A 23,796-nucleotide genomic window follows, 5' to 3' on the forward strand; every position below is an offset into this window, starting at 1 on the left:
GGGCAGAGCGTGGCAGGATCTGTGGTGTGTTGCGCTGGATGACCGCTGGAGAATCGCACGGCCCCGCCCTCGTCGCGGTGCTGGAAGGCATGGTGGCCGGGGTCGAGGTGACCTCGACCGAGATCGCGACCCAGCTGGAGCGCCGCAAGCTCGGCTTCGGGCGCAGCCCGCGGATGAACTTCGAGGCGGACGAACTCGAGATCATCGGCGGCGTCCGGCACGGCCGCACCCAGGGCGGTCCGATCGCGGTGCGCATCGGCAACACCGAGTGGCCCAAGTGGGAACAGGTCATGGCCGCCGACCCGGTCGACGAGGACGTGCTGGCCAACCTGGCCCGCAACGAGCCGCTGACCCGCCCGCGTCCCGGCCACGCCGACATCGCGGGCATGCAGAAGTACGGCTTCGACGAGGCCCGCCCGGTCCTGGAGCGCGCCAGCGCCCGCGAGACCGCGGCGCGCGTGGCCGTCGGGACCGTTGCCCGGCAGTTCCTGCGCCAGCTGTTCGGCGTGGAGATCGTCAGCCACGTGGTCAGCCTCGGTGGCGTGGACGCCACCGGCGAGGTGCTGCCCGGCCCCGACGACCTGGCGGCGATCGACGAGAACCCCGTGCGCGCCTTCGGTGACACCGCCACCGAGCGGATGATGGCCGAGGTCGACGCCGCGAAGAAGGACGGCGACACCCTCGGTGGCGTCGTCGAGGTCATCGCCTACGGCCTGCCCCCGGGCATCGGCTCGCACGTGCACTGGGATCGCAAGCTCGACGCCCGCCTGGCCGGTGCGCTGATGAGCATCCAGGCGATCAAGGGCGTGGAGATCGGCGAGGGCTTCGCCAACGCCCACCGCCGGGGCAGCGCCGCGCACGACGAGATCTACCCCGACCAGGGCGTCAACTGGGTCCGCCGGGACAGCAACCGCGCCGGCGGCCTCGAAGGTGGCATCACCAACGGCGAGCCGCTGATCGTGCGCGCCGCCAAGAAGCCCATCTCCAGCCTGCCGCGCGCGCTGGCCACTGTGGACATGGTCACCGGTGAGCCCGCGCAGGCGATGCACCAGCGCTCCGACATCACCGCTGTGCCGCGCGCCGCGGTGGTCGCCGAGACGATGGTGGCGCTGGTGCTGGCCGAGGCGGCGCTGGAGAAGTTCGGTGGCGACTCGCTGCCGGAGACCCGCCGCAACGTCGAGGGCTACCTCGCCTCGCTGCGCGAGCGCGCGGAGAAGCGGCAGGTGCGGTGATGTCGCCGCGCGCGATCGTGATCGGCCCGCCCGGCGCGGGCAAGACCACCATCGGCAGGCTGCTGGCCGAGAACCTCGACGTGCGGTTCCGGGACACCGACGCCGACGTCGTCGAGAGCACCGGCCGCGAGATCCCCGACATCTTCGCCAACGACGGTGAACCCGCCTTCCGCGAGCTGGAGGAGCGGGCCGTCGACACCGCGCTTCGCGAGCACGACGGCGTGCTGGCCCTCGGCGGCGGTGCGGTGTTGTCCGAGCTGACCCGCGAGCGGCTCGCCGGGCACCCGGTGGTCTTCCTGTCGGTCGGGCTCGCCGAAGGTGCGCGCCGCGTGGGGCTTTCCACCGCGCGCCCGTTGCTGGCCGGGATCAACCCGCGTGCCACGTTCAAGGCCCTCCTGGACGCGCGCCTGCCGATCTACCGCTCGGTGGCTGCCGTGGAGGTCGCCACCGACGAGCTCGAACCCGCGCAGGTCGTCGACCGGGTCGTCGCCGACCTCGCCGCACTCGCCTGCTAGTGGCATGCACGAGGAGTGGCGCGCGCAGTCCACGGAACCCCTCAGGTCCTCCTGCTCGCCCCGCCGCGCAGAACGACCTCGATACTCTCTTGAGAACACCTCGATCGCCGAAGGGACGACGATGACCGAACCGGTTCGGATCAGCGTGAACGGCCAGCAGCCCTACGACGTGGTCGTCGGCCGGGGCCTGCTCGGTGAGCTGGTGGAATTCCTCAGCGGGGCGTCGAGCGTCGCGCTGGTGCACCAGCCCACGATCACCGCCACCATCGAGGCGGTCCGCGAGGAGTTGACCGAGGCCGGCATCGACGCGCACCGGGTCGAGATCCCCGACGCCGAGGACGGCAAGAGCCTGCAGGTCGCCGGGTTCTGCTGGGAGGTGCTGGGCAAGATCGGCATGGACCGCGACGGCGTCGTGGTGTCCTTCGGCGGTGGCGCGGTCACCGACCTCGGCGGGTTCGTCGCAGGTACCTGGATGCGCGGTGTGAAGGCCGTGCACGTGCCCACGACCCTGCTGGGCATGGTCGACGCCGCCGTGGGCGGCAAGGCCGGCATCAACACCGACGCGGGCAAGAACCTGGTGGGCCTGTTCCACGAGCCGAGCCTGGTGCTGTGCGACCTGACGACGCTGGAAGGGCTGCCGCGCAACGAACTCCTGGCGGGCATGGCCGAGGTGGTCAAGGCCGGTTTCATCGCCGACCCGGAGATCCTGCGGCTCATCGAGGCCGACCCGGACACCGCCACCGACCCGAGCGGTGACGTGCTGGCCGAGCTGGTCCGCCGCTCCATCCAGGTCAAGGCCGACGTCGTGTCGTCGGACCTCAAGGAATCGCACCTGCGCGAGGTGCTCAACTACGGGCACACGCTGGCCCACGCCATCGAGCGCCGCGAGCGCTACCGCTGGCGCCACGGGGCCGCGGTCAGCGTCGGCCTGGTGTTCGCCGCCGAACTGGCGCGGCTGGCGGGGCGTCTCGACGACGACACCGCCGACCGGCACAAGCGCATCCTCGACCTGCTCGGCCTGCCCACCACCTACGACCCGGACGCGCTGGGCTCGCTGATGGAGGGGATGAAGGCCGACAAGAAGAACCGCTCGGGTGTCTTGCGGTTCGTGGTGCTCGACGGTCTGGCCAAGCCGGAACGGCTGGAAGGCCCGGACCCGTCGCTGATCGCCGCCGCGTACTCGGTGATCACCGGCGGTGGGAGCAAGTCGAGCACGGAGGTGCTGCTGTGAAGGTCCTCGTCCTCAACGGACCCAACCTCGGCCGGCTCGGCAAGCGCGAACCCACCGTCTACGGCAGCACGACCTACGCCGACCTGGTGTCGATGTGTGAAGAGGCGGGCGAGGACCTCGGCGTCGAGGTCGAGGTCCGGCAGACCGACCACGAGGGAGAGATGGTCGGCTGGCTGCACGAGGCCGCCGACGCGTCCTGGCCGGTGGTGCTCAACGCGGGCGCGTGGACGCACTACTCGGTGGCGGTGCGCGACGCCGCCTCGCAGCTGACCGCTCATCTGGTCGAGCTGCACATCTCGAACGTGCACAAGCGGGAACCGTTCCGGCACACCAGCTACCTGTCCGACATCGCGACCGCGGTGGTGGCGGGTCTGGGTGTGGCCGGGTATCCGCTGGCGATCCGCTGGCTGGCCGAGAACGCGGGGGAGTAGTGCGCGGCCGGCTGCCGTTGTGCCTGGTCGCGGTCGCGCTGCTCGCGGGCTGCACGCAGGTCGACGGCAGGCCGGTGACGCAGGTGGTGCAGCGGCAGCGGCCGGTTCCGGTGCCGCAGCCGGTGGAGCTGCGGGTCGCCGCCGAGCGCGGGAGCCCCGGTGTGGTGGCGGCGGGCGGGTTGCCCGCGCCCTACAACTACGGGCCGTCGGTGCTGTCCGAGGGCGGCCGGTACCGGGCGTGGTGGTGCAGTCAGCTGCCGGGAGTGGGGCCTGCGGGCGACGACGTCCTGCACGCCTCGGCGGCTTCACCGGACGGTCCGTTCGCCGAAGGCGCGTCGTCGGCGGTGCCCGTCTTCGCCGGTGAGCCGGGGCGTTTCGACGGGATGCACACCTGCGATCCGTCGGTGCTGCACGTGGGCGACCGCTACTACCTCTACTACACGGGCGCGGCGGGCGATCACGCGCACGGCAACGCCATCGGGGTCGCGACCAGCGCGGACGGCATGGCGTGGACCCGTGGTGCCGCGCCGGTCGTGACCGCGGCGGGCGAGGTCCCGCGCGGCAACGTCTACGGCGCTGGGCAGCCCTCGGCGGTGTTCCTGGACGGCTGGTTCTACCTGCTGTTCACCGACACCACGGCCCAGGGCGCGGGCTGGAACGGTGCCGGGCAGTTCGTGCTGCGGTCGCGAGATCCGTTGTTCGGCGAGGACGTCCAGGCGCTGACCGAGCGCGGTTTCCGGCCTGCCGGTGGCGAGCGCGGCCGGTCGGTCGTCGACGCGTTCAGCGCGGACTGGGCCTACTCGCCGACGCTGGACGCCTTCGCCATCGCGCACCAGACCACGGGCGGAACCCAGATCACCTTCTGGGACCGGGAATTCACCCGCCACCCCTACGCGCCGGTGACGATCCCCGGTCCGTGGCAGGAAGGTCCGGGACTGGTCCGCGACGGCGAGGGTTGGATTCGACCCTCCACAGCGGATCCGTGCGATGCGGTGCCGGTCGACGTCCTGCGCGCCACCGCGCTCGCACCGGCTCCCACCGACATCCGGCACTTCGGCATCGACATCGCCGACGCCGACGGCTGCGGCACCGCTCCGAGGGCGGCCCGTGCGCTGGACGGCTTCGCGGTTCCCTCACCGGTCCGCACGGTCGACCTCGTCCACGACGGCGCCAGGGTCCGGTTCGAGCGCCGCTCGGTGGCCGAGACGGTCGCGGTGGAGGTCCTCGACGACCGCCCGGATCCCGTGAACGCCCTACCGGTGATCGCCGACATCGCCTCCGGAGCTCCGGCCCTGCGCTCCCCGGCGGGCGAGGTCGGTCTCCTCGACACCAGCGGCGGCCTCTGGCGAGTCACCCCGGAAACCGCGCGAACCAACGCCTCGCCCATCATCGACGTCACCCAGGGGCAGTGGCGATCTCACCCCGCCCGAGGTGACCTCCGGCCCTGAGCGGCTCAGGATGGTGTGCCCTGCTGGAGGGTCTTCACTACGAGCTGCTCGCCCGGGAGGTCGGGGTTGGCGCAGGCCGTCCCGCTCAGGGCAACGAACATCGAGTCGTACTCCTGGGGCGGGTAGATGCGCAGGCCGCGGGCTTCCTCCGGGTGGCAGGTGGCAGAGTCGTAGTTCTCCGCGCGCGTGGCCGCCAGCGGTGCCCACGCCTGTCCGCCGGGGTGCAGGGTGATGGCCGGGCCCTTGCTGCCCTCGCGGTTCGCTGGCCGGCCGATCTGGTGACCGTCGTCGCCGCCGACGTAGGACACCACGGCGAAGCCCTGGACCTCGCAGGTGCTGGTGCCGGAGTTGGTGAACCGCAGCGCGTGGTGCACGGTTCCCGCGCCCGCGTCGACGTACTCGACCGTCACGGCCAGGTCCCCCACCTCGCACAGCCGCGTCTCCGGTGCCGGGTCGGCCTCGGCCTTCGAGGTCACCGTCTCGGCCGGCGGCAGCTCGCCGGCCGGGGTGCTCCCGGTCGCCCCGGAGTGCGCCTGCGGCCCCGGGGAGGAGCCGCCGCCGACCGTGCTGGAAGAGGTCGCACCGTTCTCGTCGCAGGCGCTGAGACCGGCGGTGAGCAGTGCGGCGGTGACCACCAGGATGATCTTCTCACGAGTCATGTCCTCCACCTCTCCGCGCCGATCACTCACTCGAGAAGACGCGCATCGGTCGTGGAGGTTGCTCGGACCCGTGAGCGGAGGCGACCAGTCCCTGTTCGAAGGTGCGGCGGAGCCGCGGTGGACTCAGCTCGCACCGCCGCGGGTTCTTCAGCTTCGTGGCGAGTGCGCCGGGACGCCGTGTGCTGGCAAGCATGAGGAGCGGCGCGCGGAGACCACGGAGCAGCTCAAGTCCTGCCGTTGGCGCCGCCCCGGACAGCTCTCCTAGTCCTGGCGGAAGGTCCGCCGGTAGGCGGCCGGACCGATGCCCAGCCGGGCGCGCAGGTGCTTGCGCAGCGAGGTGGCGGTGCTGAGCCCGGAGGCGACCGCGACCTCCTCGATCGGCAGGTCGGTGTGCTCCAGCAGGTGCCGCGCGTGCTCGATGCGCTGTCCCAGCAGCCAGTCCAGCGGCGAGGTGCCGGTCTCCTCGCGGAACCGCCGGGTGAAGGTCCGCACGCTCATGCCCGCGTGCGCGGCGATCGCCTCCAGCGTCAGCGGTTCGGCGAGCCGGTGCAGCAGCCATTCGCGGGTCGGCGCGGTGCCGGTGGCGCCGGGGGAGGGCAGCGCTCGTTCGATGAACTGCGATTGCCCGCCGTCGCGCCAGGGCGGGACGACGTTGCGCCTCGCCGCCCGGTTGGCGATCTCGCTGCCGTGGTCGGCGCGGAGGACGTGCAGGCACAGGTCGATCCCGGCGGCCACCCCTGCGGAGGTCAGCAGGTCACCGTCGTCCACGAACAGCACGTCCGGACGGAGCTCGACATGCGGGAACACCTCGCGGAACCGGTCGGCGTGCGCCCAGTGCGTGGTCGCCGGACGGCCGTCGAGCAGGCCCGCGGCGGCGAGCACGAACGCGCCGGTGCAGATCGACATGATCCGGGTGCCCGCGGGCAGGTTCCGCAGGTAGTCGGTGACCTTGGGATCTTCGGTGAAGGTGTCGGTGTCGACGCCGGGGACGATGACCGTGTCCGGCTCGAGCAGTGCGTCGGTACCGCACTCGGGCAGGATCGTGAAACCCCTGTTCGTGGCCAGCGGTCCGCCGTCGATGCTGCACACGCGCACCTCGTAGAGCGGTCCGTCCGGTCCGGTGGCGCCCGCGAAGATCTGCGGCGGTATCGCCAGGTCGAACCCGACGACGGCCTCCACGCCGAGCACTGCGATCCGATGCGGCCTCATGGCCGAATCTTCCCACATCTTGTCCCTCCGGCCACTGGCTAGGCCTCCAGCACTCGATCACGCTGGTCACCATGGTTCGCATGCTTCCCGCGCGGGTCCACCCCGCCTGGTCGATCGCCGTCGTCGCGTTCATCGCTCTGGTGGGGGCCGCCGCCTTCCGGTCGGCACCCGGGGTGCTGATGGATCCGCTGCACCGGGAGTTCGGCTGGCCGCACGGATTGATCTCGGCGGCGGTGTCGCTCAACCTGCTGCTGTTCGGGCTGACCGCGCCGTTCGCCGCGGCGCTGATGGTGCGCTTCGGCGTCCGGCGCGTCACCGCATCGGCGCTGGTGCTCGTGGGGGTGGGCAGCGGGCTGACGGTGTTCATGACCGAGCCGTGGCAGCTGATCGTGTGCTGGGGCCTGCTGGTGGGTCTGGGCACCGGCTCGATGGCGCTGGCGTTCGTGTCCACGGTGGTCGATCGCTGGTTCGTGGCCCGGCGCGGCCTGGTCAGCGGTGTGCTCACGGCGGGCAGCGCGACCGGCCAGCTGGTCTTCCTGCCGGTGGAGGCGATGCTGGTCGAGAGCTGGGGCTGGCGCGCGGCCTCGCTGACCATCACCGCCGCCGCGCTTCTGGTCGCCGTCATCGTCTGGCTCGTCATGCGCGAACACCCGCGCGATCTGGGGATTTCCGCTTACGGTGCCACCGGTGAAGAGCCGGAAGTCCCGCAGGACGGGGGAAATCCCGCGGTGCTCGCGATCAAGACGCTTGCGCATGCGGCCCGGACTCCCGCCTTCTGGCTGCTGGCAGGCGGTTTCGCGATCTGCGGGGCCAGCACCAACGGCCTGGTCAACACCCACTTCGTGCCCGCTGCGCATGATCACGGCATGCCCACCACGATGGCTGCCGGGCTGCTCGCGCTCATCGGCGTCTTCGACGTGCTGGGCACCGTGGCGTCGGGCTACCTCACCGACAAGATCAACCCGCGCGTGCTGCTGGCCGTCTACTACACGCTGCGCGGCGCTTCGCTGTTCGTGCTGCCGCAGCTGTTCGCCCCGACGTCGGGAGCGGAGATGGTGATGTTCATCGTCTTCTACGGCCTGGACTGGGTCGCCACGGTCCCGCCGACGATGGCGCTGTGCCGGGAGCACTTCGGGCCGAAGGCCTCGGTGGTGTTCGGCTGGGTGTTCGCCTCTCACCAGGTGGGTGCGGCGGCCGTCGCCGGCGGGGCCGGGCTGATCCGCGACCACTTCGGCGACTACGCGCTGGCCTGGTACGGATCGGGATTGCTCTGCCTGCTGGCGACGGCCTTCTCCGTATCGATCCGGAGAAACGCCCCCAGGCGACCCGCCGCGGACCGGGGCGCGAATCCGGCCCGGGCGGGCGCCTGAGGCACGGCCCATTCTGAGAGCGCTCCCAAGATCGGGAAATAGGCCGAAGAGATCAGCAGGACGTGGGCCGGGTGGTGCAGCGCTCGGCTCCCGGCACGTGACCAGCGGGTTCACCGCGTCAGCCGGGCGAGGATCGGTTCAGATCGGCTGACCTGCGAAATTGCCATTTGTCGTCGCGCGGTGGGAACGGCGGGGTAATCTCCGGGGTCATGTCTGAGCTTCTCGCCCGTGCGGTCGGCGAGCGCGGTGAGCTCGTGCTGATGCGCCGTGACGACGCGCTGGAACTGCGGGTCAACGGCGTGTTCGTGATGGACACCGCGCGCACCGAGACCGAACGCATGCTGGCCACCGCCACCCTCGGCCGATTCGCGCGCTCCGGCGGGCTCCGGGTGCTCATCGGCGGCCTCGGCCTCGGTTTCACCCTGCGCGAGGTGCTGGCCGACGAGCGCGTGCGCGAGGTGCACGTGGTGGAGATCGAACCCGACCTCGTCGCCTGGCACCGCGACGGGCTGGTACCTGGCACGGCGGACGCGGTGTCCGACGAGCGGGTGCGCATCAGCGTCGGCGACATCGCCTCGGTCTTGGGCGAGCAGCCCGACGGTGGGTGCGACGTGCTGCTGCTCGACGTCGACAACGGCCCGGACTTCCTCGTCTACGAGGAGAACTCGGCCCTCTACGGACCGGGTTTCCTCCGGCGTTGCCAGAACAAGCTCGCCCCCGGGGGCACGCTGGCGGTGTGGTCGGCCGACGCCTCGCCCGAACTGCTCGCCGCGATGCGGGACGTCTTCGGCGACTGCACCGAACTGGTCATCCCGGTCTCCCTCGGGCAGCGCGAGACGACCTACCACCTATTCGTCTCGCACCAGGTCGAGTTCCAGCAGGCTGGGTTCCAGGACTCCCTCTAGCACCAGCAGTTTTCGCTTGGCCTCCAGGCCGGGGCCGAAGCCGCCGAGCCCGCCGCCGGAGGCCAGCACCCGGTGGCACGGCACGACCAGCGGCACCGGGTTGGTACCCATGATCGACCCCACCGCGCGGGACGCCTCCGGTCTGCCGGAGAGCTCCGCGAGGCGCTTGTAGCTGACGGTCTCGCCGAAGGGCACCAGCTCGTGCAGCGTCCGCAGCACGTGCGCCCGAAGCCCGTCGAGCTCGGTCCAGTCGATCCCGAGCTGGAACTCCCGGCGGTCGCCGGAGAAGTACTCGCCGAGCTGTCCCGTCGCCTGGCAGGCGAGGCCGCCGGGCTCGGCCGAGGGGAACTCGGCGAGCGCGATCTCGGGACCGGCGAAGGCGACGTGCCGCACACCGGTTTCGGAGGCCACCACGGTGATGTCCCCGACCGGTCCCGCCACGGTGCTCCACGTCAGCTCCACCGGCCCAGCGTAGCGCCCGCCACCGACACCCCGGCCGCGCTTCGAAGATCGGCTCACCTGCGGATCTCCGGGTCCCCGAGTTGCGCGGAGCGGGTGCGGGGCGCAAGGTCCTGGCGGCTTCCAGCAAACGGCCGTCGGACGAAGGCCAATCCCGTGTCCTGCGAGTTAGGCTCCGGCACATGTCCGAAACGCACGCCCACCGACGAGACGCGCTCCGCAGCCGACTGCGGGAGCGGGACCTGGACGCCCTGCTGGTGACCGATCTGCTCAACATCCGCTACCTGACCGGCTTCACCGGTTCCAACGCCGCGCTGGTGGTGCACGCCGCCGACGGTCCCGGCGGCGAGGACCGCACCGTGTTCTGCACCGACGGCCGCTACCTGACGCAGGCCGAGGAGCAGGTCGCGGACCTGGAGCGCGTCATCGACCGGGCGAGCGACCTGACCATCGCCCACCGCCTCGGCGAGGAGGCAACCGACTACCGGCGGGTCGGCTTCGAGTCCCAGCACGTCACCGTGGACGACCGCGACGTGCTCGACGACGCCGCGGGCAAGTCCGAGCTGGTCCGGGCCCCGGGCATGGTGGAGCAGCTGCGTCTGGTCAAGGACGCCACCGAGATCGAGGCGCTGCGGATGGCCTGCGCCGCCGCCGACCGCGCGCTGGCCGACCTCATCGAGCACGGCGGCCTCCGCCCGGGTCGCACCGAGCTGGAGGTGGCCCGCGAGCTGGAAACCCGGATGCTGGACAACGGTGCCGCGGGTCCGTCGTTCACGACCATCATCGCCGCGGGCGCGAACTCCGCGATCCCGCACCACCGGCCCACCGACGCGGTGCTGGCCCACGGGGACTTCGTCAAGATGGACTTCGGCGCGCTGGTCGACGGCTACCACTCGGACATGACCCGCACGGTCGTGCTGGGCAAGTCCGCCGACTGGCAACGCGAGATCTACGAGCTCGTTCGCGCCTCGCAGGCGGCCGGCCGCGCGGCCGTGAAGATCGACACCGATGTCCGCGACGTCGACTCCGCGGCCCGTCAGGTGATCGCCGACGCGGGGTACGGCGAGCAGTTCCTGCACGGCTTGGGACACGGCGTGGGGCTGGAGATCCACGAGGCGCCCACGTTGTCGCAGCGCGGGGACGGTAGAATCGCCGAGAGGATGGCGGTCACCGTCGAGCCTGGCGTCTACCTGGCCGGGCGTGGCGGGGTCCGCATCGAGGACACACTGGTCGTGCGGCCCGGCACACCGGAGCTCCTCACCCTGACGACCAAAGAGCTCGTCGAAGTCTGACGCATGACGAGTGCGCGGAATTTCGCCGGCACTCCATCGCGGCCCGGCGCAACACCAAGCCATCACCACAGGAGAACCCCCACGTGGCTTCCACGAACGACCTGAAGAACGGACTGGTGCTCAACCTCGACGGCCAGCTGTGGTCCGTCGTCAACTTCCAGCACGTCAAGCCCGGCAAGGGCGGCGCCTTCGTCCGCACCACCCTCAAGAACGTGCTCTCCGGCAAGGTCGTCGACAAGACCTTCAACGCCGGCGTGAAGGTGGACACCGCCAACGTCGACCGCCGCGAGATGACCTACCTGTACTACGACGGCAACGACTACGTCTTCATGGAGCCGGAGACCTTCGAGCAGGTCAACGTCAACCCTGACGTCGTCGGCGACGCCGCGAAGTTCATGCTGGAGAACAGCCAGGTCGTCGTCGCCCGGCACGAGGAGGCTCCGCTGTACGTCGAGCTGCCGGCCTCGGTCGAGCTCGTCGTCGAGCACACCGACCCCGGCGTGCAGGGCGACCGCTCGACCGGTGGCACCAAGCCCGCGACGCTGGAGACCGGTGCCGAGGTCCAGGTCCCGCTGTTCCTGAACACCGGTGACAAGGTCAAGGTCGACCCGCGCGACGGCCGGTACCTCAGCCGCGTCAACTCCAAATGAGCGGCTCGCGCAGCAAGGCTCGTAAGCGCGCGGTCGATTTCCTCTACGAGGCCGATCTGCGCGAGACCGATGCCGTCACGCTCATGTCGGACCGGATCGGTGCACCTGAGACGGCCCCGGTCCCGGACTACACGATCACCCTCGTCGAGGGCGTGAACGAGAACCGCGAGCGGATCGACGAACTGCTCACCCAGCACATCGAGGGCTGGACGCTCTCGCGGATGCCGGTCGTGGACCGCGCAGTGCTGCGGCTGGGCCTCTACGAGCTGCTGTGGTGCCCGAAGGGCGACGTGCCGCCGGTGGTGGCCGTGGACGAGGCGGTGGAGCTGGCCAGGGCGCTGTCCACCGACGACTCCCCGCGCTTCGTCAACGGCGTCCTGGGACGCCTGGCGGGCATCCGCGACCGGCTCCGCAAGACCCTCCCCAAGGAGGGAACCCCGGTCGAGTAGGGGTGGTTGTGCGGTTGCTTCGCTCGGCGTTCACGCAGCGGACCCCGAACGGGGACGTGCAGCGGCCCTCCGGGACCGGGCGCCACTGCTGATGCGCGCCAGCCGATGCGCGGCGTCGCGCGTCCTCCCCGGAGGACCCGCGGCGGTGCCGGTTGAACCCGCCCTGGGAACAGCCGCTCCTGCCGCAACCATGGATGTGAAGGAGGGCACCTGCCTGTCGGCAGGTGCCCTCCTTCGCGTTCACGGGGTTCTCACCGAACGGCGGTGTCCTGTCGTCGCCCTGAGCGAGCACTGGGCGCTTGACCGGCGACCGAACGGGTGAAGGCCCTCAAAGCCCAGGGGCACCCGTCGCGGCCTCGCCGCAGGGTGCCCCGGTCCGCCTATCGGTGTTGTTTCACTCCTCGCGGGCAGGGCGCGCCTCCGGGGGAAGCACACCCCAGTCGATGAGCTGCTCGGTGAGCTCGCCCGGCGTCATGTCGTAGATGATCGCCAGGGACCGCAGGTCTTCGGTGCGGATGGACAGCACCTTGCCGTTGTAGTCACCGCGCTGGCTCTGGATCGTGGCCGCGTAGCGGGCCAGCGGACCCACTTTCTCGGCGGGCAGTTGTTGCAGGCGCTCGAGGTTGATCACGACCTTCGTGGCCGGTTCGGCTCCGGAAGGCACGCGGCCCTCGGGCAGCAGCTCCGCGACCGGCACGCCGTAGAAATCGGCGAGTTCGGCCAGCTTCTGCACGGTCACCGCGCGGTCGCCTCGCTCGTAGGACCCGACGACCACGGCCTTCCACCGTCCGCCAGACTTCTGCTCGACGCCGTGCAGCGACAGACCCTGCTGCTGGCGGATAGCGCGGAGTTTGCTGCCCAGCGCCTTGGCGTAGTCGCCCATGTGGCGTTTCTCCGTTCGTTCGCCCCGTCAGCCGATAACGGCGACCGGGGAGCAAAGCTCAGATCGATACGGAGAGTAATGTTCGCTCGCGAGCGTCACCAGGTCAAGTTGGTCTTCGGTGCCGATGTGGCGAGCGCCAACACACCACCCGGTCGATTGACCCGTTGTCGCTGATAGCGTACGGGGTAGCCCGGTGATGCGCAGGTTCATCACGAACCCGGATTGCGGGGCAGCTCACACACCATCCTTTAAGGACCCGTCCTGTGAGGCGGAGAAGGAGGTCGCACCGTGGCGTCTCGCCACCAGGCGAGCGCGGCGGAACCGGCAGGGCAGCGGGAGTTGCTCTCGGCCGGTGACGTTGCGCGCACGATAGCCCGAATCGCGCACCAGATCATCGAGAAGACCGCGCTGGACACCGGCGACGGTTCCGTGGTGCTGCTGGGCGTTCCCACGAGGGGAACGCCGCTGGCCAGGCGGTTGGCGGACAAGATCAGCGAGTTCAGCGGCGTGACGGTTGCAGTCGGCACCCTGGACATCACGCTCTTCCGCGACGACCTGCGCTCCCAGCCCAACCGACCGCTGGAGCCCACGAACCTGCCGGCCGGTGGCATCGACCACAAGCTGGTCGTGCTCGTCGACGACGTGCTCTTCTCCGGCCGCACCGTGCGCGCCGCCCTCGACGCCCTGCGCGACCAGGGCCGTCCCCGCTCGGTGCAGCTGGCCGTGCTGGTGGACCGGGGCCACCGGGAACTGCCGATCCGCGCCGACTACGTGGGCAAGAACATCCCGACCTCCCGCAGCGAGGACGTCGCCGTCCGGCTGTCCGAGACCGACGGCGAGGACCGCGTGATGATCCACAAGGAACAGGAGGGGGTGTGATGCGCCACCTGCTGTCCACTGAGGGCCTGTCCGCCGCTGACGCGACGGCCGTCCTCGACACCGCCGACACGCTCAAGCAAACGCTGCTGGGGCGCGAGGTGAAGAAGCTCCCGACGTTGCGCGGGCGCACCGTGGTGACGCTGTTCTACGAGAACTCCACCCGGACCCGGGTGTCCTTCGAGGTCGCCGGGAAGTGGATGAGCGCCGACGTGATCAACGTGTCGGCCAGCAGCTCGTCGGTGGGCAAGGGCGAGTCGCTCCGGGACACCGCGCTGACGCTGGCGGCGGCCGGCGCGGACTGCGTGATCATCCGGCACCCCGCCTCCGGCGCCGCCCACCGGCTCGCCGGCTGGCTGGAGCAGGACGGCACGCAGGTCGTCAACGCGGGCGACGGGATGCACGAGCACCCCACACAGGCCCTCCTGGACGCCGCGACCCTGCGGGAGCGCCTGGGGGACGTCTCAGGGCGTCGCATCGGCATCGTGGGCGACCTGCTGCACAGCCGCGTCGCGCGGTCCAACGTGCACCTGCTGCGGACGCTGGGGGCCGACGTGACGCTCATCGCGCCGCCGACGCTGGTGCCCACCGGCATCGAGCACTGGGGCGCCGACGTGCGCCACGACCTCGACCCGGAGCTGCCCAAGCTGGACGCGGTCATGCTGCTGCGGGTGCAGGCCGAGCGGATGCACGGCGGGTTCTTCCCGTCGGCGCGCGAGTACTCGATCGCCTACGGCCTCAACGAGGAGCGGTTGGCGAAGCTGCCCGAGCATTCGGTCGTGCTCCACCCCGGCCCGATGCTGCGCGGCATGGAGATCGCGCCGGCGGTGGCCGATTCGCCGCGCGCCGCCATCACCCAGCAGGTCGGCAACGGCGTGCACGTGCGGATGGCGGTGCTCTACCACCTCCTGGCGGGAGAGGAGCTCGCCGCATGAGTGGTCCCGTCGCAACCCCAGCCGTGCTCGACCCCACCTCGGGGCGTGGCGCAAGCCAGCCGCGAGGAACCGCGGAACGCGACGTTGAGCGGGGCGGCGCAACGACAACTGCGAATCGCGGAGAGGCGGGCGGCGCATGAGCCGGGTCTTGCTGAAGGACGTCCGTCCCTACGGGGAGGGCGAGCCGGTCGACGTGCTCGTCGAGGGCACCACGATCGCCGAGATCGGCGCGGACCTGAGCGTCGACGCCGACGAGATCGTGCAGGGCGGCGGCGCGGTCGTGCTGCCGGGCTTCGTGGACCTGCACACCCACCTGCGCGAACCGGGCCGCGAGGACGCCGAGACGATCGAGAGCGGTTCGATGGCCGCCGCGCTGGGCGGCTACACCGCCGTGTTCGCGATGGCCAACACCGACCCGGTCGCCGACAACGCCGTGATCGTCGAGCACGTGTGGCGCCGGGGTCGCGAGGTCGGCCTGGTCGACGTGCACCCGGTGGGCGCGGTGACCGTGGGCCTGGCGGGGGACAAGCTCGCCGAGCTGGGCACCATGCGCCACTCGGCGGCCGAGGTGCGGGTCTTCTCCGACGACGGCAAGTGCGTGCACGACCCGCTGCTCATGCGCCGCGCGCTGGAGTACACCCGCTCGTTCGGCGGGCTGGTCGCCCAGCACGCCGAGGAGCCGCGGCTGACGGTTGGCGCGCAGGCGCACGAGGGCCCGAACGCGGCCCGGCTGGGCCTGGCGGGCTGGCCTGCTCCGGCGGAGGAGTCCATCGTGGCGCGCGACTGCCTGCTGGCCGCGCACACCGGCGGAACCCTGCACGTCTGCCACGTGTCCACCGCCGGCACCGCCGAGCTGCTGAGGTTCTTCAAAGGCCGCGAGACCGATGGCACCGTCTCGGCCGAGGTGACGCCGCACCACCTGCTGCTCACCGACGAGCGGCTGGAGACCTACGACCCGGTCAACAAGGTCAACCCGCCGCTGCGCACCGACGACGACGCCCTGGCCCTCCGCCGGGCGCTGGCGGACGGGACCGTCGACTGCGTGGCCACCGACCACGCCCCGCACGCCGCCCAGGACAAGGATTGCGAATGGTCCGCGGCCAAGCCGGGCATGCTCGGACTGCAGACCGCGCTGGGCATCGTGACGCAGACGATGGTGCGCTCGGGCCTGCTGGACTGGCGGGGTGTCGCGCGGGTGCTCTCCGAGCGTCCCGCTGAGATCGCCGGCCTGACCGGACAGGGACGACCGATCGCCGTCGGGGAACCCGCCAACCTCGCGCTGGTCGACCCGGACGCGGAGTGGACGGTGCGCGCCTCCGAGCTGGCCAGCTTGGGGCAGAACTCGCCCTTCGAGGGGATGCGGCTGCCCGGTCGGGTCGTCGCGACGCTGCTGCGCGGCGCGGTGACCGCGCACGAAGGCAAGGTGAGGCGCTGATGGAACGGTTGTTGTGGGTGCTCGCGCTCGCCGCGTTGGCGGCGCTGGTGTTCTTCGGGATGCGACGCGGCTGGCTGGCCCGAGCCCGACGACAGGCGGCCGAGCTGCCTCCCTTCCCGGAGCGGCCGGCCGATCCCGGCGCCGAGACCCTGACCCCCGCCACCGGCATGTACATCGGCACGACCAGCGCCGATGACTGGCAGGACCGCATCGCGGTCGGCGACATCGGGCACCGCGCCAACGGAACCGCGCACCTGCACGCCAGCGGCCTGCTGATCGAGCGCGACGGCGCTTCGGCGGTGTGGATCCCGGCGGAGTCCGTGGTGGACGCCCGGCTGGACCACAAGCTGGCCAACAAGGTCGTGCCCGGGGCCGGTCTGGTGGTGGTCACCTGGCGGCTCGGCGATCAACTGCTGGACACCGGATTCCGAGGCGACGACAAGCAAGCGCAGACCGAGTGGGTCGAGGCGATCCGATCGCTGCCCGCTCACACGACTTCGAACGAGTCGGAGGACGGATGAACGACGTTCTCGCAGCTGTTCATCCGACCGACCGGGGCGTGGGCATCCCCACGCCAGCACAGGAGGAGAAATGACCGCGTACACACCGGCCGCGTTGGTGCTGGAAGACGGCCGGATCTTCCGCGGGGAGGCTTACGGCAAGGTGGGCCGCACCCTCGGGGAGGTCGTGTTCACCACGGGCATGACCGGCTACCAGGAGACGCTGACGGACCCGTCCTACCACCGGCAGATCGTGGTGCAGACGGCGCCGCAGATCGGCAACACCGGCTGGAACGACGAGGACGACGAGTCGGACAAGATCTGGGTCGCCGGCTACGCCGTGCGCGACCCCGCCCGTCGCCCGTCGAACTGGCGCTCCACCCGCAGCTTGGACGACGAGCTGACCAACCAGGGCATCGTCGGCATCTCCGGGATCGACACCCGCACCCTGACGCGCCACGTGCGCGAGCTGGGCGCGATGCGCGGCGGCATCTTCTCGGGCTCCGAGCTGGTCTCGGACGAGCAGATGGTGGCCGCGGTGAAGGACTCCTCGGAGATGGTCGGCGCGTCCCTGGCGGGTGACGTCACCACCGGCGAGACCTACGTGATCCCGGCCAAGGGCCAGAAGCGGTTCACGGTGGCCGCGCTGGACATGGGCATCAAGGCGAACACGCCGCGGATGATGGCCGAGCGCGGCATCGAGATCCACGTGATGCCGCTGGCGTCCACGGTGGACGAGATCCTGGAGATCGCGCCGGACGGGCTGTTCCTGTCCAACGGTCCCGGTGACCCGGCGACCACGGACGCGCAGGTCGAGCTGACCCGCCAGGCCCTGGACCGGAAGCTGCCGCTGTTCGGCATCTGCTTCGGCAACCAGGTCCTCGGTCGCGCGCTGGGCCGCGGCACCTACAAGCTGCAGTACGGCCACCGGGGCATCAACATCCCGGTCATCGACCAGGAGACCGGCAGGGTCGCGATCACCGCGCAGAACCACGGTTTCGCCGTGGAAGGCGAGCCGGGCGAGGAGTTCGACACCGACTTCGGCCGCGCGATCGTGTCCCACCACTGCGCCAACGACGGCGCCGTCGAAGGCTTGCGGCTGCTGGGCGGCCCGGCCTTCTCCGTTCAGTACCACCCCGAGGCGGCGGCCGGACCCCACGACGCCGCACCGCTCTTCGACCGTTTCGTAGACCTCATGTCGGAATCGAGCAAGTCATGAACTGCGTCGTGCCAAGCCGAGTCGTGAACAACGGAATCTCAGGGGGACGTGACGTCGAGCGACCCGCGGAGATCTCGAGACGAGAGATGCCGCTGAACGTCACCACCACTGCGAATCGCGGAGAGGCGGTACTGCGCTGATGCCGAAGAGGACTGATATCAAGCACGTCCTGGTCATCGGTTCCGGGCCGATCGTCATCGGTCAGGCCTGCGAGTTCGACTACTCCGGCACCCAGGCGTGCCGGGTGCTGCGGGAGGAGGGCATCCGCGTCTCGCTGGTGAACTCCAACCCGGCGACGATCATGACCGACCCGGAGTTCGCCGACGCCACCTACATCGAGCCGATCACCCCCGAGTTCGTCGAGAAGGTGATCGACGCCGAGCGCCCGGACGCGATCCTGGCGACCCTGGGCGGCCAGACGGCGCTGAACACGGCGATCGCGCTGCACGAGCGCGGTGTGCTCGACAAGTACGGCGTGGAGCTCATCGGCGCCGACGTGGACGCGATCCAGCGCGGCGAGGACCGGCAGATGTTCAAGGACATCGTGCGCTCGGTCGGCGGCGAGGTGCCCTCGTCGAAGGTCTGCAAGTCGATGGACGACGTGCGCTCGTTCGTCGCCGAGTCCGGTCTGCCGGTGGTCATCCGGCCCAGCTTCACCATGGGTGGTCTGGGTTCGGGCATGGCGCACACCGAGGAGGACCTGGAGCGGATGGCCTCCTTCGGGCTGTCCGAGTCCCCGGTGCACGAGGTGCTCATCGAGGAGAGCGTGCTCGGCTGGAAGGAGTACGAGCTGGAGCTGATGCGCGACCACGCCGACAACGTGGTGGTCATCTGCTCCATCGAGAACGTCGACCCGATGGGCGTGCACACCGGTGACTCGGTGACGGTGGCGCCGTCGATGACGTTGACCGACCGCGAGTACCAGCACATGCGCAACGTCGGCATCGACGTGCTGCGCGAGGTCGGCGTGGACACCGGTGGCTGCAACATCCAGTTCGCCATCCACCCGAAGAACGGCCGCATGGTCGTCATCGAGATGAACCCGCGCGTGTCGCGGTCGTCGGCGCTGGCGTCGAAGGCGACGGGCTTCCCGATCGCCAAGATCGCCGCGAAGCTCGCCGTCGGCTACACCTTGGACGAGATCCAGAACGACATCACCGGCGAGACGCCGGCGTCGTTCGAGCCCACGCTCGACTACGTGGTCGTGAAGGTGCCGCGGTTCGCCTTCGAGAAGTTCCCGGGCGCGGACCAGGAGCTGACCACGACGATGAAGAGCGTCGGCGAGGCGATGGCCGTGGGTCGCAGCTTCTCCGAGGCGATGGGCAAGGCCCTGCGCTCGATGGAGACCAAGTCCGTCGGCTTCTGGACCAGACCCGACCCGGACGACGCCACTCTCCAGTCCACTCTGGAGGAGATGCGCACCGCGCACGACGGCAGGATCTACACCGTCGAGCGCGCGCTGCGCTTCGGCGCCACCGTCGAGCAGGTGCACGAGGCCTCGGGCATCGACCCGTGGTTCGTCGACCAGATCTCGGCGTGGGTGGAGCTGCGCCGCGAGCTCGTCGACGCCCCGGTGCTGGACTCCCCGCTGCTGCGGGTCGCCAAGCGCGCGGGCCTGTCGGACCGCCAGATCGCCGCGCTGCGCCCGGAACTGGCCGGTGAGGAAGGTGTTCGCGCGCTGCGCCACCGGCTGGGCGTGCGACCGGTGTACAAGACGGTCGACACCTGCGCCGCCGAGTTCGCGGCGAGAACCCCGTACCACTACTCGGCCTACGAGTCCGATCCGGCGGCGGAGTCGGAGGTCACCGAGCAGCGCGAGAAGCCGAAGGTGATCATCCTCGGCTCGGGCCCGAACCGCATCGGCCAGGGCATCGAGTTCGACTACTCGTGCGTGCACGCGGCCATGGCGCTGCGCGAGGCCGGGTACGAGACGGTGATGGTCAACTGCAACCCGGAGACTGTCTCCACCGACTACGACACCTCGGACCGGCTGTACTTCGAGCCCCTGACCTTCGAGGACGTCCTGGAGGTCGTGCACTCCGAGCAGCGGTCGGGAACGGTCGCGGGCGTGATCGTGCAGCTGGGCGGCCAGACCCCGCTGGGCCTGGCGCAGCGCCTCGCTGACGCGGGCGTGCCGGTCGTGGGCACCCCGCCGGAGGCGATCCACCTGGCCGAGGAGCGCGGCGCTTTCGGCGACGTGCTGGTCGCCGCCGGGCTGCCCGCCCCGCAGTACGGCACCGCGACGTCCTTCGAGGGCGCCAAGCGGATCGCCGACGACATCGGCTACCCGGTGCTGGTGCGCCCGTCCTACGTGCTCGGCGGCCGGGGCATGGAGATCGTCTACGACGAGGCGTCGCTGGCCAACTACATCGCCCGCGCCACCGAGGTGACGCCGGAGCACCCGGTGCTGGTGGACAAGTTCCTCGACGACGCGATCGAGATCGACGTGGACGCGTTGTGCGACGGCAACGAGATCTACCTCGGCGGCGTGATGGAGCACATCGAGGAGGCCGGCATCCACTCCGGCGACTCGGCGTGCGCGCTGCCGCCGATCACGTTGGGGCGTCAGGACATCGAGATGGTCCGCCGCTCCACGGAGGCCATCGCGCGCGGTGTGGGCGTGCACGGTCTGCTCAACGTGCAGTACGCGCTCAAGGACGACGTGCTCTACGTCCTGGAGGCCAACCCGCGCGCGTCGCGGACGGTTCCGTTCGTCTCGAAGGCCACGGCCGCTCCGCTGGCCAAGGCCGCCGCGCGGATCATGCTGGGCGCCAAGATCTCCGAGCTGCGCTCCGAGGGCATGCTGCCCGAGGAGGGCGACGGCGCTGACCTGCCGGTCGACGCGCCGGTGGCGGTCAAGGAAGCGGTCCTGCCGTTCCACCGCTTCCGGACCCGCGAGGGCGTCGGGGTGGACTCGCTGCTCGGACCGGAGATGAAGTCGACGGGCGAGGTCATGGGCATCGACACCTCGTTCGGCCAGGCGTTCGCCAAGTCGCAGGCCGGTGCCTACGGTTCGCTGCCGACGTCGGGCAAGGTGTTCGTCTCGGTGGCCAACCGGGACAAGCGCTCGCTGGTGTTCCCGGTCAAGCGGCTGGCCGACCTCGGGTTCGAGGTCCTGGCGACGGAGGGGACCGCGGAGGTGTTGCGGCGCAACGGCATCACCTCCACCGTGGTCTCCAAGCACACCGAGTCGGTCGAGGGGGAGCGCGATGTCGTCGACCTGATCAAGGCCGGTGAGGTCGACATGATCATCAACACCCCGTACGGCAACCCGGGTCCGCGGGTCGACGGCTACGAGATCCGCACGGCCGCGGTGTCCCGCGACGTCCCGTGCATCACGACGGTGCAGGGCGCTGCTGCGGCGGTGCAGGGCATCGAGGCCGCGATCCAGGGCAACATCGGTGTCCGCCCGCTGCAGGCCCTGCAGGCCGCGCTGCGGCAGGGACGGTGAGCGACGATGCCTGATACTCCGCTGCGCGCCGGCTTCGGCGCCCGGCTCGCCACTGCGGTGAGCCGGCGCGGGCCGCTGTGCGTGGGCATCGACCCGCACCCGTCGCTGCTGCACGCCTGGCAGCTGGGGGAGAGCCCGCAGGCCCTGGAGCGGTTCGCCATGACCGTGGTGGAGGCGCTGGCCGACCGGGTGGCGCTGCTCAAGCCGCAGTCGGCGTTCTTCGAGGCCTACGGGTCGGCGGGCGTGGCGGTGCTGGAGAAGGTGATCGCGGAGTCGCAGCAGGCCGGTGCGCTGGTGCTGCTGGACGTCAAGCGCGGCGACATCGGCTCGACGATGACGGCCTACGCGATGGCCTACCTCGACGAGCGCGCCCCGCTGGCGACCGACGCGATCACGGTCTCGCCGTACCTCGGCTACGGCTCGCTGGCCCCGGCCATCGGCCTGGCCGAGCAGAACGGCAGGGGCGTGTTCGTGCTGGCCCGCACCTCCAACCCGGAGGGCGTGGGCCTGCAGCAGTCGGTCCACGGCAGCGGCGACACCGTCGGCCAGTACATCGTGGACTCCGCGGCGGAGACCAACCTGGGAAAGGAACCGATGGGTCACGTGGGCGTGGTGGCAGGTGCCACCATCCCACCGGGGGAGCTGGACTTCTCCGACCTCAACGGCCCCATCCTCGCCCCGGGCCTCGGCGCCCAGGGCGCCACGGTCCGAGATCTCAAGGGGGTCTTCGGCCGCGCCCTGCCGCACGTCCTCCCGACCACGTCGAGGGACGTCCTCCGCCACGGCCCAGAGGTGAAGTCGCTGCGAGACACCCACACCCGCCTCGCGGACGAGATCAACCGCCAGCTCAACGACTGATCTGAGCGCAACACCCGTCCCCGGCGCGACGCCTCGCGCCGGGGACGGGTGTTGCGCGTCGAGCTCTCGTTGTCGTCGAGTCGCGGCGAAGCTGCGGTGCGCTGATCGAACTTCGCGCGAAATGTGGGTGAACTGCTCCGTTCGGGTGATCGTCGCTGGCCGCCCTTCGGTGGCGCTCCGAACCTCCCCGTCGTGGCCGGAGTCCTTTGAGCAGCGGGATTTCTTCCGGGATCACCCGTGTCCGGTCGGCTCGTTGGAGGGGGTGCAAGCTGGTGATCGCGGAGTGATCTTCACCCGTTAGGGTCGCTGTGTTGAGGGGTTCGGAGGGTTGGCTCGATGACCGACGATGCTCCGCTGCTGGGCGCGCGGTACCGGTTGGGGTCTCGTCTCGGTGGCGGCGGGATGGCCGACGTGCACCGGGCGATGGACACCCGCCTGCAGCGGTTGGTCGCGGCCAAGGTCTTCCGCTCGGCGACCGATGAGCTGGGGCGCAAGCGCTTCGCGGAGGAAGCGCGGATCCTGGCGGGGCTGAGCCACCCGGGTCTGGTGACGGTGCACGACTTCAGCGCCGACGAGGACGAGCTGTTCCTGATCATGGAGTTGATCGAGGGCGGCACGCTGGCCGACGTCACCGAGGCCGGGCCGATGCGTGCCGAGGACGTCGCCGACATCGGCGGCAAGCTCGCCGACGTGCTGGCCTACGTGCACGGCAACGACGTCGTGCACCGCGACGTCAAACCCACCAACGTCCTCATCGGCAACGACGGCCGTGCCTACCTGGCCGACTTCGGTGTGTCGCGACTGGCCGACGCGGCAGGCCGGCTGACCGACTCGCGCATGGTCGTCGGCACCACCACCTACATGGCTCCGGAGCAGGTTTCCGGTGGTGACGTGGGGTTCCCGGCGGACGTGTACGCGCTGGGCCTGGTGCTGCTGGAGTGCGTGACGGGCCGCGTGGAGTACCCGGGCGGGCCGGACGCCGCGGTGGCGCGGCTGGTCCGCCCGCCGCAGATCCCGTTCGGCATTCCCGCTCGCCTGCGACGCGGTCTGCTGGCGATGCTCGCCGCCGACCCGGCGCGCCGCATCACCGCCGAGCAGGCCGGGGACCTGCTCAACGGCCGCACCACCGAGGTCATCGCCCCAGTCCCGCCGCCGCTGCCCGCACCACCGCCGCGCATCCCGCAGCAGCGGGCGCACCGCCCGCTGACGCAGTCGATGCCGATCCAGCCGCAACCCTCGCGCCCACCCGCCGCACCGATCGCGGTCGGGTTGCTGGTGGTGGTGACCCTGGCCGCGCTCATCGTCGCATTCTGGACCGAGAGATCTGAAACGCCCGGATTACCACCGGTTTCCGGAAGCCCCGGCGTGGATCGGTTGCCCGTGGACCTGGCGAACCTGGAGAGGCTGGTGCGTGGATGAACCGATTGCTGCCCGTCCTGCTCCTGGTCGGGTTCGTGCTGGTCGGCTGCGGTGACGACCCGCAGGTGCGGGCGCGGTTGAGCGCGCGCGTCGCCGAGGTGAAGGCCGCAGCCTTGGCGCACAACCGCCTGGACACCGAGACCGCGCTCGCCGCGCTGCATCGCGAGATCGCCGAGGCGGTCGCCGACGGCGCGCTGGACTCCGACATCGCCGGGTCCATCATGGTCGCCGCCGACCGGGTCGCCGAGGACGTGCGCACGATCCCGGCGTCCGGTTCGGTCCCGGTCACCGTGACGGTGGAACCGCCGGGACCCCGCAGCGGAGACAAGGAGTCACGAGCCGGCGACGGCTGACCCACCCCCTGAACGCC

General features: G+C 70.8%; 23 protein-coding genes. 19 read left to right on the plus strand and 4 right to left on the minus strand.

The window, feature by feature from the left end:
• Nucleotides 1-26: 26 nt before the first annotated feature.
• The 5 genes from aroC to E1161_RS24555 all read left to right on the plus strand — a co-directional run bounded on the left by aroC (nucleotide 27) and on the right by E1161_RS24555 (nucleotide 4,857).
• Nucleotides 27-1,232 carry a chorismate synthase gene (aroC, locus tag E1161_RS24535; RefSeq protein ID WP_132627100.1) on the plus strand — a complete coding sequence of 402 codons (1,206 nt, stop codon included), beginning with the start codon at nucleotides 27-29 and terminating at the stop codon, nucleotides 1,230-1,232.
• On the plus strand, nucleotides 1,232-1,747 hold the full coding sequence (locus tag E1161_RS24540) for a shikimate kinase (protein WP_235875280.1): 516 nt from the start codon (nucleotides 1,232-1,234) through the stop codon (nucleotides 1,745-1,747). The genes aroC and E1161_RS24540 overlap by 1 nt, the downstream gene beginning before the upstream one ends.
• A gap of 121 nt (nucleotides 1,748-1,868) precedes the next feature.
• A complete protein-coding gene (gene aroB, locus E1161_RS24545; protein WP_132627102.1) occupies nucleotides 1,869-2,978 on the plus strand; it encodes a 3-dehydroquinate synthase in 1,110 nt (369 codons plus the stop codon).
• Complete coding sequence (aroQ, locus tag E1161_RS24550) at nucleotides 2,975-3,409, plus strand: type II 3-dehydroquinate dehydratase (RefSeq protein ID WP_132627103.1); 435 nt, start codon at nucleotides 2,975-2,977, stop codon at nucleotides 3,407-3,409. Before aroB ends, aroQ begins: the two co-directional genes overlap by 4 nt.
• Nucleotides 3,409-4,857 (plus strand): glycoside hydrolase family protein, encoded by a 1,449-nt coding sequence (locus tag E1161_RS24555; RefSeq protein ID WP_235875281.1) that lies wholly within the window; start codon nucleotides 3,409-3,411, stop codon nucleotides 4,855-4,857. The genes aroQ and E1161_RS24555 overlap by 1 nt, the downstream gene beginning before the upstream one ends.
• A gap of 5 nt (nucleotides 4,858-4,862) precedes the next feature.
• Here E1161_RS24555 and E1161_RS24560 read toward each other — a convergent pair whose 3' ends face one another.
• Complete coding sequence (locus E1161_RS24560) at nucleotides 4,863-5,516, minus strand: DUF4232 domain-containing protein (RefSeq protein ID WP_132627104.1); 654 nt, start codon at nucleotides 5,514-5,516, stop codon at nucleotides 4,863-4,865.
• A 261-nt stretch (nucleotides 5,517-5,777) separates the two neighbouring features.
• Complete coding sequence (locus E1161_RS24565; RefSeq protein WP_207920380.1) at nucleotides 5,778-6,725, minus strand: GlxA family transcriptional regulator; 948 nt, start codon at nucleotides 6,723-6,725, stop codon at nucleotides 5,778-5,780.
• A gap of 80 nt (nucleotides 6,726-6,805) precedes the next feature.
• On the opposite strand from E1161_RS24565, the gene E1161_RS24570 reads away from it, so the two are divergent.
• Nucleotides 6,806-8,095: an MFS transporter gene (locus tag E1161_RS24570; protein ID WP_132627106.1), complete on the plus strand. Its 1,290-nt coding sequence runs from the start codon at nucleotides 6,806-6,808 to the stop codon at nucleotides 8,093-8,095.
• A 209-nt stretch (nucleotides 8,096-8,304) separates the two neighbouring features.
• Nucleotides 8,305-9,000 (plus strand): spermidine synthase, encoded by a 696-nt coding sequence (locus E1161_RS24575; protein WP_132627107.1) that lies wholly within the window; start codon nucleotides 8,305-8,307, stop codon nucleotides 8,998-9,000.
• Here the strand turns inward: E1161_RS24575 and E1161_RS24580 are convergent.
• Nucleotides 8,944-9,462 (minus strand): methylated-DNA--[protein]-cysteine S-methyltransferase, encoded by a 519-nt coding sequence (locus tag E1161_RS24580; protein ID WP_132627108.1) that lies wholly within the window; start codon nucleotides 9,460-9,462, stop codon nucleotides 8,944-8,946. The genes E1161_RS24575 and E1161_RS24580 overlap by 57 nt on opposite strands.
• Nucleotides 9,463-9,641: 179 nt before the next feature.
• Here E1161_RS24580 and E1161_RS24585 point away from each other — a divergent pair, with 179 nt between their 5' ends.
• The 3 genes from E1161_RS24585 (at nucleotide 9,642) to nusB (ending at nucleotide 11,850) form a co-directional block, all read left to right on the plus strand.
• Complete coding sequence (locus E1161_RS24585; protein WP_132627109.1) at nucleotides 9,642-10,751, plus strand: M24 family metallopeptidase; 1,110 nt, start codon at nucleotides 9,642-9,644, stop codon at nucleotides 10,749-10,751.
• 83 nt (nucleotides 10,752-10,834) lie between these two features.
• A complete protein-coding gene (gene efp / locus E1161_RS24590; RefSeq protein WP_132627110.1) occupies nucleotides 10,835-11,401 on the plus strand; it encodes an elongation factor P in 567 nt (188 codons plus the stop codon).
• Nucleotides 11,398-11,850, plus strand: coding sequence for a transcription antitermination factor NusB (gene nusB, locus E1161_RS24595; RefSeq protein WP_132627111.1), 453 nt, complete (start codon nucleotides 11,398-11,400; stop codon nucleotides 11,848-11,850). Before efp ends, nusB begins: the two co-directional genes overlap by 4 nt.
• 394 nt (nucleotides 11,851-12,244) lie before the next feature.
• Here the strand turns inward: nusB and bldD are convergent, their stop codons facing one another.
• Nucleotides 12,245-12,733, minus strand: coding sequence for a transcriptional regulator BldD (gene bldD / locus E1161_RS24600; RefSeq protein ID WP_010311046.1), 489 nt, complete (start codon nucleotides 12,731-12,733; stop codon nucleotides 12,245-12,247).
• A 288-nt stretch (nucleotides 12,734-13,021) separates the two neighbouring features.
• Between bldD and pyrR the strand changes: the two genes are divergently transcribed.
• The 9 genes from pyrR (at nucleotide 13,022) to E1161_RS24645 (ending at nucleotide 23,779) form a co-directional block, all read left to right on the plus strand.
• On the plus strand, nucleotides 13,022-13,612 hold the full coding sequence (pyrR, locus tag E1161_RS24605; protein WP_132627112.1) for a bifunctional pyr operon transcriptional regulator/uracil phosphoribosyltransferase PyrR: 591 nt from the start codon (nucleotides 13,022-13,024) through the stop codon (nucleotides 13,610-13,612).
• Nucleotides 13,612-14,544, plus strand: coding sequence for an aspartate carbamoyltransferase catalytic subunit (locus E1161_RS24610; RefSeq protein ID WP_132627122.1), 933 nt, complete (start codon nucleotides 13,612-13,614; stop codon nucleotides 14,542-14,544). The genes pyrR and E1161_RS24610 overlap by 1 nt, the downstream gene beginning before the upstream one ends.
• 136 nt (nucleotides 14,545-14,680) lie before the next feature.
• Complete coding sequence (locus E1161_RS24615) at nucleotides 14,681-15,979, plus strand: dihydroorotase (protein ID WP_132627113.1); 1,299 nt, start codon at nucleotides 14,681-14,683, stop codon at nucleotides 15,977-15,979.
• A complete protein-coding gene (locus tag E1161_RS24620) occupies nucleotides 15,979-16,500 on the plus strand; it encodes a PH-like domain-containing protein (protein ID WP_132627114.1) in 522 nt (173 codons plus the stop codon). Before E1161_RS24615 ends, E1161_RS24620 begins: the two co-directional genes overlap by 1 nt.
• 70 nt (nucleotides 16,501-16,570) lie before the next feature.
• Nucleotides 16,571-17,698, plus strand: a complete 1,128-nt coding sequence (carA, locus tag E1161_RS24625) for a glutamine-hydrolyzing carbamoyl-phosphate synthase small subunit (protein ID WP_132627115.1) — start codon at nucleotides 16,571-16,573, stop codon at nucleotides 17,696-17,698.
• A 139-nt stretch (nucleotides 17,699-17,837) separates the two neighbouring features.
• The gene (gene carB / locus E1161_RS24630; RefSeq protein WP_132627116.1) at nucleotides 17,838-21,149 is read left to right on the plus strand and encodes a carbamoyl-phosphate synthase large subunit; all 3,312 of its coding nucleotides are present in this window, start codon (nucleotides 17,838-17,840) and stop codon (nucleotides 21,147-21,149) included.
• Nucleotides 21,150-21,155: 6 nt separating this feature from the next.
• Nucleotides 21,156-22,007, plus strand: a complete 852-nt coding sequence (pyrF, locus tag E1161_RS24635) for an orotidine-5'-phosphate decarboxylase (protein WP_132627117.1) — start codon at nucleotides 21,156-21,158, stop codon at nucleotides 22,005-22,007.
• A gap of 336 nt (nucleotides 22,008-22,343) precedes the next feature.
• A complete protein-coding gene (locus E1161_RS24640; protein ID WP_132627118.1) occupies nucleotides 22,344-23,426 on the plus strand; it encodes a serine/threonine-protein kinase in 1,083 nt (360 codons plus the stop codon).
• Complete coding sequence (locus E1161_RS24645) at nucleotides 23,423-23,779, plus strand: hypothetical protein (protein WP_132627119.1); 357 nt, start codon at nucleotides 23,423-23,425, stop codon at nucleotides 23,777-23,779. Before E1161_RS24640 ends, E1161_RS24645 begins: the two co-directional genes overlap by 4 nt.
• Nucleotides 23,780-23,796 lie beyond the last annotated feature (17 nt).

It is taken from the genome of Saccharopolyspora aridisoli (assembly GCF_004348445.1).
Classification (GTDB): domain Bacteria; phylum Actinomycetota; class Actinomycetes; order Mycobacteriales; family Pseudonocardiaceae; genus Saccharopolyspora; species Saccharopolyspora aridisoli.